10 protein-coding genes are annotated in these 12,268 nt (G+C 39.1%); all 10 read right to left on the bottom strand.

Annotation, left to right across the window (positions count from 1 at the left end; genetic code table 11):
* Nucleotides 1-2: 2 nt before the first annotated feature.
* Nucleotides 3-584: a non-canonical purine NTP diphosphatase gene (locus tag ACE1ET_RS08730; protein WP_375728003.1), complete on the bottom strand. Its 582-nt coding sequence runs from the start codon at nt 582-584 to the stop codon at nt 3-5.
* A 35-nt stretch (nt 585-619) separates the two neighbouring features.
* Nucleotides 620-1,321: a nucleotidyltransferase family protein gene (locus ACE1ET_RS08725; RefSeq protein WP_375728002.1), complete on the bottom strand. Its 702-nt coding sequence runs from the start codon at nt 1,319-1,321 to the stop codon at nt 620-622.
* A 1-nt stretch (nt 1,322) separates the two neighbouring features.
* Nucleotides 1,323-2,345 carry a GHMP family kinase ATP-binding protein gene (locus tag ACE1ET_RS08720; protein WP_375728001.1) on the bottom strand — a complete coding sequence of 341 codons (1,023 nt, stop codon included), beginning with the start codon at nt 2,343-2,345 and terminating at the stop codon, nt 1,323-1,325.
* Nucleotides 2,342-3,493 (bottom strand): glycosyltransferase, encoded by a 1,152-nt coding sequence (locus ACE1ET_RS08715; protein WP_375728000.1) that lies wholly within the window; start codon nt 3,491-3,493, stop codon nt 2,342-2,344. Before ACE1ET_RS08715 ends, ACE1ET_RS08720 begins: the two co-directional genes overlap by 4 nt.
* Nucleotides 3,494-3,633: 140 nt before the next feature.
* A complete protein-coding gene (locus ACE1ET_RS08710; protein WP_375727999.1) occupies nt 3,634-5,544 on the bottom strand; it encodes a T9SS type A sorting domain-containing protein in 1,911 nt (636 codons plus the stop codon).
* An 11-nt stretch (nt 5,545-5,555) separates the two neighbouring features.
* A complete protein-coding gene (locus ACE1ET_RS08705) occupies nt 5,556-6,605 on the bottom strand; it encodes a hypothetical protein (RefSeq protein ID WP_375727998.1) in 1,050 nt (349 codons plus the stop codon).
* 91 nt (nt 6,606-6,696) lie between these two features.
* Entirely contained in the window at nt 6,697-7,836 is a 1,140-nt protein-coding gene (locus ACE1ET_RS08700; RefSeq protein ID WP_375727997.1) for an AraC family transcriptional regulator, read from the bottom strand.
* A 130-nt stretch (nt 7,837-7,966) separates the two neighbouring features.
* The gene (tatC, locus tag ACE1ET_RS08695) at nt 7,967-8,779 is read right to left on the bottom strand and encodes a twin-arginine translocase subunit TatC (RefSeq protein WP_375727996.1); all 813 of its coding nucleotides are present in this window, start codon (nt 8,777-8,779) and stop codon (nt 7,967-7,969) included.
* Nucleotides 8,780-8,886: 107 nt separating this feature from the next.
* The gene (gene polA, locus ACE1ET_RS08690) at nt 8,887-11,658 is read right to left on the bottom strand and encodes a DNA polymerase I (RefSeq protein ID WP_375727995.1); all 2,772 of its coding nucleotides are present in this window, start codon (nt 11,656-11,658) and stop codon (nt 8,887-8,889) included.
* Nucleotides 11,659-11,801: 143 nt separating this feature from the next.
* Nucleotides 11,802-12,248: a 6-pyruvoyl trahydropterin synthase family protein gene (locus ACE1ET_RS08685; RefSeq protein WP_375727994.1), complete on the bottom strand. Its 447-nt coding sequence runs from the start codon at nt 12,246-12,248 to the stop codon at nt 11,802-11,804.
* Nucleotides 12,249-12,268 lie beyond the last annotated feature (20 nt).

The following is a 12,268-nucleotide window of genomic DNA, read 5'->3' as shown; positions in this document are numbered from 1 at the left end:
AATTATTGTGATTTACTTAAATAACTAACCAATTTATTTACAGCCTTAGCCCTATGGCTTATAGTATTCTTTTCGGATAGATCCATTTCTGCAAACGTTTTGGTCCTTCCTTCTGGAAGAAAAACAGGATCATACCCAAAACCTTCAACGCCATGCCTCTCGCTGGTAATATATCCCTTAACAACGCCTTCAAAAAGCTGCTCCCTGTTATGCATAATCAAAGCAACAACTGTTCTGAACTGAGCGTGTCTGTTTTCTTTTCCACTTAACTCCTTCAGAAGCCTCTCAATGTTATCGTCGGCACTTTTTTGCGGACCAGCATACCTGGCAGAATAAACCCCGGGAGCATTGTCCAATGCATCTACTTCCAAACCGGTGTCATCTGCAAAACAATCCATCTTGTACCTTTCTGCAACATAACGGGCTTTTATTAAGGCATTCCCTTCTAAAGTATCTGCAGTTTCCGGAATATCTTCAAAACAACCTATTTCGTTTAATCCAACCACGTCGAAGTTATCGCTTAACAGTGCCTGTACCTCTGTTAGTTTATGTTGATTGTTAGTTGCAAAAACAATTTTGTGCATAATAAAATTAAAACGTTATTTAACTGTGTTTTATTTTAGAACAGCAGGGGTATCTGTTTGTGCGCTCTGTTATAATCTTCCGGAATACCTATATCTATAAAATAAGTATCACTAATAATGTAGCCAAACGTATGAATATCTTTATATTCAGCCAGATAATCTGTTTCAAAGGAAAACTTTCCCGTCAATCCACAACCATCGAAAATATCGCTTCTTAAAATATAAATGCCACCATTGATCAGGCCTTCCTTCACCATTTTCTTTTCATTAAAGCCTACAACTTTATCGCCAGCCACAATTACCTCTCCATACCGGTCGAAATTATTCATTGGCTTCAGGGCAAAACAAAGATCATATTTTTGGCTTAAAAAATGAGATTCAAGCGTGCCTAGATCCACATCAAAAAAAGTATCCCCATTTATTAAAAAAACCTCTTTGGATATAACATGATTCAATGCATTTAAAATGCCCCCTCCGGTGCCAAGAGGTTCCTCTTCCACAGCATAGACCAGTTTCATTCCTAAAAATGAATCTCCGAATTGTTCATTAATAACTTCATATTTATACCCTACAGAAAGAATTATTCTTTGAATATCAAATCGGTTCAAATACCGGAAAATATACTCCAAAAATGGTTTTCCTGCCACTTTCGCCATGGGCTTGGGAATATCTGATATCACGTCCTTTAGCCGGGTTCCCAAACCCCCTGCCAATATTATAGCTTCCTTTGTCATCATATCAAATCGTCCAGGACACCATTCCGTTTTTAGTAAACTGATACCTTTTTGCCTGTCCGCCAAACTTGCCCAATGCTTCAATTACAGCATGCCGGGTATTACCGGGACAGTAAAAAAACATAAAACCTCCACCTCCTGCACCGGATATTTTACCTCCGGTTGCACCGGCTTTCATGGCCGTTGCATAGATATCATCTATGAGTGGATTTGAAATACCCAATGCCATTTGCTTTTTAAACTGCCAGCTTTTGTCTAATAGCATCCCTATCTTGTCAAGGCTTCCCTTCAATAAGGTTTCCTTCATTTCAATAGCAACGTGCTTTAGTGCATGCATCGCTTCGATGGAACGCACATTATTGCTGTTTACGTTTTGTTGCTGTGCTTCAATTATTTTAGACGACAAACGGCTGGTTTCGGTATAATATAACACAATGTTATACGCCAGTTCATTCAAGATTTTTGTTTTGATTCTTAATGGGTTCACTATCACTTTTCCGTCAGAACCGAATTCCATAAAGTTTATGCCGCCAAATGTGGCTGCATACTGATCCTGTTTGCCTCCCGCCATCAACAGGTCCACACGTTCAATATCATATGCTAACTTTGCCACATCATATTCTCCAAGAGGTAACGCGAGCCATTCAGAAAATGCGCCGACTATTGCAGTGACCAATGTGGAGGAAGTTCCTAAACCCGATCCCGGAGGAGCATCCACAAATGTTGACAAAGTGAAGGAAAGTGATTCGTTTGTAAAATCTTTTACAATCCGGTTGTAGATTCCTTTTAAAAGATCCAGTTCCCCGTTTAGTTTTAATGCCTTTTCTGCATTAAACCCGAGCCTTACACCTCTGTCAATGGCATCAAATACGATCTTGCCATCGCTTCTCGGTTCAATAGTGGCATAGGCGTACATCGAAATGGTTCCATTCAGAATAGCACCGCCGTACAACTCGGAATAAGGTGATACATCGGTTCCTCCTCCCGCAAGACCAATTCTTAAAGGGGCTTTGCTTCGTATAATCATAGTTCTACTTTTTCACAAAGTTCATATATCGTTCTCGTCATTCGGCTCCACAAATATTTTTGCTTTTCCTTTTTCGCGTTGATCACAAACATTTCTTCCCGTTTGTTTTCATAGAAATCCACAAGTGCTTCCGCAATAGCTTTGCCATCGGGTTGTGTAACGTAACCTACTTTTTTATCCGGGATAATTTCCTTTAATCCTCCAACATCTGTCACCAGCATCGGTTTTTCAAAGTGATATCCAATTTGCGTCACACCACTTTGCGTGGCACTTTTATACGGCTGAACCACCATGTCAGCAGAACAGAAATATTGTCCTACTTCTGAATCGGGAATAAAATCCGTTTTCAACACAATTTGGTCAGACAGTTTCAGATCAGCAATCTGTTGTTTGTATTTATCACCGTCTTCGTAAAATTCTCCGGCTACAATAAGCTTAACTGGCATTTTCCTGACCCGTTCATATGACATGGCTTCAATTATCAGATCCAGACCTTTATACGCCCGGATAAACCCAAAAAATAAAAGGTAGTTATACGTCGGATCAAGACCTATTTGCCTGATGGCTTCTTTTTTTTCAATCAAATTCCCGAAATTATCGAATAGTGGATGAGGACAGAATGCACGTGGTTTAACTGTATCAAATTGCCCCAGATCATTCATTACCGAATCGGACATGGCCACAAAACCATCAACAGGCTTTACAAAGTATTTGCTGAACAATGTGTCTCCCGGCCTCTTTTCATGTGGAATAATATTATCGAGAATGGAAATAACTTTTGTGGTCTTATTTTTCTTTACGATTCTGGCTATGGTGCCAAAACAGGGAGCCATAAAAGGCAACCAGTATTTAACTAAAAAAATATCCGGTTTCTGTCGTTTAATTTCCCTTCCTATTTTAAGCCAGTTAAACGGATTTATAGAATTAACCTTAATCCGAATATCAAGATCTTCGGGTGCTTCCCAGTCAGCATATTGCGTTTTTCCGGGAAACAAAAACCCGGGATACTGAAGTTTAAAAGTGTATACAATAACCTCATTCCCTTCTCTGATAAACTCTTTGGCTAATCTTTCGTTATAGGCGGCAAGTCCTCCCCTGAAAGGATGAGCAGTACCCAGAATAACTATTTTCTTCCCTTTTTTCTCCAATTTGAAATTGATTTTTACAAATGTAGAAAAAGATGGGAACAATCCATTACAGAGAGAACACGACTTACAGCGTAGAGATCATGAAAAAGGCATCCCTCGCTCGGGATGCCTTTACTGTCATGAATAAACCCGGGTTTGCCTCAGTCCCGGATTACTATTGGCACTGAAATGATGCGTTGATTAATGTAAAGAACCATCAGGTAATGACCTGAGGATAGGTGGTCAACAGCAATCCGATTACCCGGACTTATTTCTTTTGAACCGGAAACAACTTTCCCGGTCATATCAACAAGATATATAATTGCATTTTTAAGGTTTGAATTATCCCAGTTAACCGTAATAAAATCCACCGCAGGATTTGGATAAACCCTCAATTTCACAGACGATAAATCATCTGTACCGACTGTAGAGGAAACTGAAATAAAAATCGTATCGGAGTTCACACATCCGTTCAAATCCTCAACCTTTAGCACTAAAGAATGATCGCCAACTCCGAATGTTTCACCCGAAACAAGGTAAGACTGATCACCGGAAACATTGTTCCAGAGATAGCTTACAAATCCTGTTCCCGCATCCAGAACCTCTGTTTCATCATCCACCAGATTCAATGAATCCGCTAAATTGATCACCGGTAAAGAATGCACCATAACAGTCTGATCAGCGGTATAATTCATAGTAATTTTTTCTGTTGTATCTTTCACCTGAACAGAAACAGTATAAACCCCGTCATTCAGATAAAGATGCTTAACCACTATTCCTGTATCAGTTTCTCCGTCACCAAAATTGAGAAGCAAAGAATCAGCATCGACAGCCAAAACACGAACAGTAAGCGAATCACCCATGCACATATCCGTATTTTCAAACTGAAGTTCGGCAAACGGATAACTGAGTTTTGTAACCGTATCAGTAACCGTGGTGCTCCAATAACCCCTTGAATCCCTGAACTGCATATGTATTATATATTCTCCTTTGGCATAATGCCTCAGGTCAAGAGAGTCTATGAACATCAAATCAGCTTCCACATTTTCAATTTCGCCGGTATGAACAGCCGTATCGGTAAGCCAGTATCGGTAAGCCACAATACCATTTTCGGAAACTGAACTGACGGATTGCGTTACGAAAAACCTGCTTACAACGGAACTGTAAACTCCGCCTGCATCTTTAAACCTGAAGTGAACAGTATGTAATCCTATAAAGAAGTCTGATACATCAATCTTATCCATAAACCTAAGATTGCTTTGACCCAAAGGAACAACATACTTCGCGTCTACCTGATTATCAAACCAGTATTCCAGTTCGCTTATCTTATTATCCGCAGTATTCAACAAACTGTCCCGTTTTATAAAGAAGCGGCTCACCGCAGAACTCCACATTCCCTGGGTATCCTTTGCCCTGATGTGTATGATATGCAGGCCATTATACAAATCCTTCACGTCAATATTTTCTTCAAACTGAAAAGATGCTGTATTTTCAATATCCACATATGTTTGTTGATCCTCAGAACTGTCGAACCAATATTCCATTGCATCAATCTTAACCGGGGTTAAACCCGAAGAGCTTTTTTGCTTAATAAAAAACCGGCTGGCAACCGAACTCCAGCTATGGTTTCTGTCCAAAAACCTAAAATGAACAGTATGTAGACCGTCGTATAAAGCAGAAACATCAATATTTTCATCCAACGAAAATTCTATTGTCCCTGTAATGTCTTCATTTTTTCGGTTTGCATAATCCCCATCGAACCAATACTCATACCCGCTTATTTCACTGGTTTCAACACTATTATTTGAACTGTGTTTGATAAAGAACCTTGATGTCGGACTGCTCCAGATTCCTTTTTCATCCACAATGCGTATAGAAATAGTATGCAATCCATCGTAAAGGCTGCTTACATCAATATCAGCATTAATGCTAATATCGGCTACAGAAGAAAATGTTACCGGATATACATTGGTCCTGTTACTGTCGAACCAGTATTCTCCTTTTACTAAATTAACCTGTGCAGCAAGAATGCCGGTAATGCTCCATAATATTGCTATCAGAAAATTTTTCATGAAGTACAACATTAATTCTCCTGTGCCCCGACAGAAACAGAAACCGGTAGTAAACCATTAGTGGTTTCATCGTTAACTTCAACACTGCGGATATGAGGTGTAACCGGAAGACCTCCATCTTTAAAAGGAACAGTATGGCCATAAATACCAATATCTGCACCATTCATTCCGGCTGCTGCTGCAGGACTTCCCGCCTTTAAATGAAAATTGTGCAGGTACGAAAAATCCTGAAAGTTTCCATCTATATTTTCAAATACAGTAGAAAGATCAACCCCGGTTATATTGTATGAACCGGTATTGGTTCCATCCGGGAAAGTAATGTTTCCAGCAAAAATATTGTTAAGAAAATTGTTATTGATACTTCCATATACATCTGCCCGCCAGTTAACGTAGGAATAGTAATTTATCACAGAGTTTTTAACCTGACAATTTTCACAATAACTTAGCAAAAATGAATATCCACTTCCGGAATTTCTGGCTCCATATGTGAAAATATTGTGATTCATGTAACTGTTTCGGAAATGACCAAGTGTTCCCTTCAGAATTGTCTTTTCTATAATTACATTACTTCCCATTCCTGCGTCAATGCTGCCATCGATGATACACTCACTCACTTTGTCGTTTAACAATACTTCAACAGTGTTATTGTATTTCAATGTAAGTGATCCGGATATTCTGCATCGGAATATGGTAACATCAGTTACATCCTGACCACTGGTACCAAATGTAACATTACTCATAAAATGCATTCCGGTTAAGTACGTATTATCACAATTACCGGAAAAATTTACCGGATTATTAATTCTTGTAAAATAGGTAGCAGCCGTAGAATCCGGGTGGTAACCAACACCAATCCATACCAGTGGCTTATCTACAGAAGGAAAATTAAAAGAACCACCGGGCAGATAAATGGTATCGCCGGCACTGGTATTATCGTAAGCTTCCTGAAGCGTATTATAGACTGATGCGGATCCGTTCTGCACAACAAAATTATATTGTGCCTGTAATGCGAAAAAACTTACTGAACACAGTAAGACTAATAATAACATTTTTTTATTCATGACAGTGGGATTAAACTTTGCAATCAAAGTTACCGGACCGCCATATTATTGGTGTTTCAAAAGATAAAAAGATAGCTTCAAAACGTATAAATTATACGTTTGCCAATTCTTTTTTATAGTCCGAAAGTTTTACCTGATAAATTTCAGCAAAGGTTCTCGACAAGGTCAGCACTGAGCCAAAACCTGTTTGAAATGCCACATCAGAAAGTGAAAGTTCCGGTTTGCTGTCAATTAGGTTTCGGGCTTGTTTTATTCTGTATGTATTAACGAATGAAGAAAAATTCTGATCAAACTCCTGGTTTATGGTTTGAGAAATATAGGTTCGGTTAGTCCCAAGTTCCCTGGCCACATCCCATATCTTCAGTTCCGGATTCAGATATGGATCCTGCTCTTCAAAATATGCTATGAGCCTTGATTTTAAGGAATTGCCATCCTGCTGCAGGCCTTCAGAATTCGGATTGAGCGATGAATCATCATCAACAGGAACAGGTATCTGTGCCTGATTATTACCCATAATACCAAGATACCACAGCATTATGGCAACGGTTAGTAAAGGGTAGGCCAGATAGCGGTCATCACCAAATAATTTTACAGGATTAACGGTATAGATAAAAACGCTTATCAATGCCGAAAGCGCAAGTAAGCCATTGAAAATCCCTAACCAATTCAATTGAAATTTTTCAGGATTGGAAAAAAGGTTTGTTAATCTCTTTCTGTGGTTTTTAAGTGTAAAAAAAGTGATGACAGGATAATACAAAACCTGTATAAAAAGGAACAAGATATTGGATATTCTAACATAATACAAAATGCGCAATGCCTGATTTTCAAAATCGGGATGGAACCTGTACTGCGTTAAAAACAGTTCTCTTTCCTGCATATTTAATACAGGATAAAATATCAATCCTGAAGCCAAAAGAAAAAAGAGGGATGGTAAAAAATGCCTGATCAATTTTCGAAGGGGATAGTTGGGATCAACCAGCAATTTTATGTAACTATAAGCACCTGGATATATGGCCAGAACGGTTGCTATATGAAGGCTGTGAAACCAACTGTAAACCTTATAATTGTGCTCAAAATAAAACAGGTTGGCCAGAAAAATAAAGGTTATCAACCACATGTAAGATACCAGATAAAGCTTTGGTTTATTGTGCCTTTCAGAACTGAAAAGCAAAATTCCGGAAATGATTAGGGGAACAATGACCGGACTCCATAAACCGAGCGCTTTAATCATAGTGCGTAAATTGGTATTTAAAAGTAACAATATTTTCTGAATCAGCTTTACATTTCAACCCATGATCACCATTAAAACCGGAAGCTTTTTAGTACCTTTTTACGAAACCATCCGGCTCGAAAAGCAAACATCAAATCGCTTCCCGCTTTTTATTTACTCTTCTGGAAATAACTATTCCAGCTTCATACAATACAATAAGTGGTAAGCAAACGAGGACCTGGCTGAATATATCCGGTGGTGTAATGATAGCCGCAACAAGTAATGTGACAACAATGGCATGACGACGGTATTTTTTTAACCACTGAGGTGTGACAATTCCTATTTTGCTCAGAAAATAGATTAACACAGGAAGTTCAAAGATTAATCCAGCCGCCAAAACCACAGATGTAACGGTACCTATATACGACTGCAGATTTATCTGATTCTGCACCTGGTCACTGACATGATATCCTCCTAAAAAATGTACAGAAAGTGGCACAATAAGAAAATAGCCAAACAACACTCCCATGAAAAACAACAATGAGGTGTAAAACAATCCTCCCCGTGAGTTTTTCCGCTCATTTTCATATAAAGCAGGACTGATAAACTTCCACAATTCGTAAATCAGGTAAGGAAAACCCAGAATGAGGCCAACCGAAAGAGAAACCTTAATGTGCGTGGTAAACTGACCGGCCATGCTGATATTAATGATCTGAAACGGATCCTGATTTATTTTCAGTGCCGGCATATGCAGAAATTCTGCTGCCCTGGCCATCATCCTGTTGGTCCAGAACTCAGGCATTTTGGGAGCCAGAATGATTTTATCAAAAATGATATTTTTAAATAAAAAAGCAAGGATAGCAAAAACCACCAGAGCCCCAAGACTTCGGATGATATGCCAGCGTAATTCCTCCAAATGATCGAGGAACGACATCTCTTTTCCTTCAGTAGTTTTTTTTGCCATTCAGAACATTAATTAATCGTGTTACCACTTTTAAGCATTTTACAAATATATAAGACGTAACATCAAAACTTACAAACAATTATTCATTTTTCATTTGAAATCGTTATTTAATGCGCTTCCAACCAGTTTGCACCACTACCACAGTCCACAGTTAACGGCACATTCAGCGTATATGCATTTTCCATTTCCTGTACTACAATGTTTTTTACGGTATCCAGTTCAGATTTCAGCACATCGAAATTCAGTTCATCATGTACCTGCAGTACCATCTTTGACTGTAGATTTTCTTCATCGAACCGTTCCTGAATTTTAACCATAGCCAGCTTAATGATATCTGCCGCCGAACCCTGAATGGGTGCATTAATGGCATTGCGCTCAGCCATCCCTCGGATCATTCCGTTCCTGGAGTTGATATCCGGTAAATATCTCCTTCGCCCCAAAATGGTAGTTACAAAGCCTTTATCGCGTGCATCCTTTATGCTGCTGTCCATAAAAGCCTTTATTTGCGGATAGGTTTCAAAATAGCCGTCAATCAGTTGTTTGGCTTCGCTGCGAGGTATGTTTAAACGTTCAGACAGGCCGAAAGCCGAAATGCCGTAAATAATTCCAAAGTTGGCTGTTTTTGCTTTTCTACGCATATCCGAATCCACATCAGACAGCGAAATACCATAAATTTTTGCCGCTGTAGCAGCATGAATATCTTCACCCTGATTAAATGCACCCAGCATGTTTTTATCTTCACTCATATGCGCCATGAGCCGTAATTCCACCTGGGAATAGTCCGCTGAGAAGAAAAGATGATCTGCATCGGATGCCACGAAAGCCTTCCGCAGTTCTCTTCCGGCCTCATCCCGTATTGGAATATTCTGCAGGTTTGGATTTGTGGAACTTAATCTTCCGGTTGCAGCAATGGCCTGGTTAAAAGAGGTGTGGATTTTACCCGTGCGTGAATTGATCAGCTCCGGAAGCGCATCTACATAGGTATTCAAAAGTTTTTTTAATCCCCTGTAATCCAGTATCTTATCAACAATTTCATGCCGGTTACGTAATTTTACCAGTACATCTTCCGAAGTAGAGTATTGCCCTGACTTTGTCTTCTTCGCTTTATCATCAATTTTCAAGTGTTCAAACAGCACCTCACCAACCTGCTTCGGCGATGAAACATTGAACTCCATGCCGGCCATTTCAATGATCTCTTTCTCCAGTTTCTCAATCATTTCATTCAGTTGCAGGGAATAGGATTTTAGTGCATCCACATCAAGTTTTACTCCGGCAACCTCCATTTTAACCAATACCTTTAGCAAGGGCATTTCAAGGTCATAAAATAAAGAGGTAATCTTTTCATCTTTAAGCCCTTTTTCAAGGAATGGTTTCAAACGATATGTTACTTCAGCATCCTCTCCTGCATAATCCTTAACCTCTTCCACCTTCACATCACGCATGGATAGTTGGTTCTTACCTTTTTTTCCAATCAGTTCTTCGGTTTTTACGGTATCGTAATTCAGGTATTGAATTGCCAGTTCATCCAGATTATGTTTCAATTCAGGCTGAATCAGGTAGTGCGCAATCATGGTATCAAATACAGGTCCCTTTATTTCAATTCCGTATTTGTGCATGACAAGAATATCATATTTGATATTCTGTCCAATTTTCAAAATTTTTGAGTCCGTAAAAACGGCTTTAAATTCCTGTACAAGCTTTGTTGCATCGCTTTGATCTGCAGGAACCGGAACATAAAACGCCTGTCGGTCGGCATAAGAAAATGCCATTCCAACCAATTCTGCTTCGAGTGGATCCAGACCTGTTGTTTCGGTGTCAAAACAAAACTCCTTCTTTGTTGCCAGTTCAGCCCTTAAGGAAGCACGTTTCATGGCATCATCCACAAGGATATATTCATGTTTGCGAGTGAGAATATTTTCACGTCCTGTCTCAGGCATGTCTACGGAAACGTTTACTTCGGTATCGTCTGATCCAAACAATGTTCCCTGAACCGGATCCTTCTGTACATCGCCAATGATACGGTTTTTCATTGTCCGAAACTCCAGTTCTTCAAACAATTCTGCCAACTTCTGCCGGTCAAAATCTTCTTTTTTCAATCCATCAGGATCAAAATTAACGGGGACATCTGTTTTAATTATGGCTAGATCACGTGACAGGTACACCTGTTCTTTAAAGTTTTCCAGGTTTTCCTTTTGCTTTCCTTTCAGTTGTTCAAGATTTTCATATATGCCATCAACAGAACCAAACTGACTGATAAGCTTCATGGCTGTTTTTTCTCCTATACCGGGACAACCGGGAATATTATCCGCAGCATCTCCCATTAATGCCAGGATATCAATTACCTGCTTAGGATCACTTAAATCAAACCTTTCTTTCACCTCATTCACACCCCAAACTTCAGCATCATTCCCTGATTTTGCAGGTTTATACATTTTAATATTGTCGTGAACCAATTGGCCAAAATCCTTATCCGGCGTCATCATAAATACATCGAATCCATCTTGAGCAGCTTTATTCGCAAGAGTTCCAATCACATCATCCGCCTCAAAACCGGAAACTTCAATCACGGGAATTCTATAAGCGTCAAGAATCTGTTTGATATATGGAACAGCCAGCTTAATGTCTTCGGGTGTTGCATCACGGTTAGCTTTATACTCCTCATACATTTCATGCCTGAAATTAGGTCCGGGAGGATCGAAAACAACGCCGATATAAGCCGGGTCTTCTTTTCGGAGTAGTTCATCCAATGTATTCGTGAAACCAAATATTGCGGAAGTATTAAGACCTTTGGTTGTTACTCTCGGATTCCTGATAAATGCATAGTATGCCCTGAATATTAAGGCATAAGCATCAAGAAGGAATAATTTTTTTTCTGACATAATCAATCAATTTTGGAATGCTGACTAAGGTAAGGAAATAATTCCATTTCCTCTTATTCAGGGCTTCACTTAAAGTGAAATACTGACTAACAAAAAAAGCGCTGAAACAGCGCTTTTTGAATATATATTGAGTTTAATTAGAGCTAATTGTCGTTCATATTCCATTCGGCGAACGACTTAGCTGTTTCGTATAATTTCACTGAAAATAACTCAACCCCGGAAGGTAAATGCAGTTTTATCCGTTCCGCAAAATCAATCACCATATTTTCACATGTTGGCTGATAATCTGTTAAAAATAACCTGTCATACATCTGTTCTACATCCAAAAAACTTTTATCCGGAATATCTTTATTCAACACAACGGAATGATCCATTTTATTGACAATCTCTTTTTTCACAATACGGCTCAAATCCCCAAAGTCAATTACCATACCGTCTTTAACATCTGATTTATCCATCATCGGCTCACCAATAACGGTTACATAAAGAATATAAGAATGTCCGTGAATATTTTTACACAGGCCGTCATAGTTCCACAGGGCATGCGCCATCTCCCACCGAAACTCTTTTGTTACTCTTATTTTTGACATATTAGTTTTTTCTGATAAAC

This window comes from Quyinboa mangrovi (assembly GCF_042219825.1).
Taxonomy (GTDB): Bacteria; Bacteroidota; Bacteroidia; order Bacteroidales; family UBA5342; genus JBHJHP01.
The sequence above is the reverse complement of the archived record's forward strand: the minus strand, read 5'-3'. Positions and strand labels throughout refer to the sequence as shown.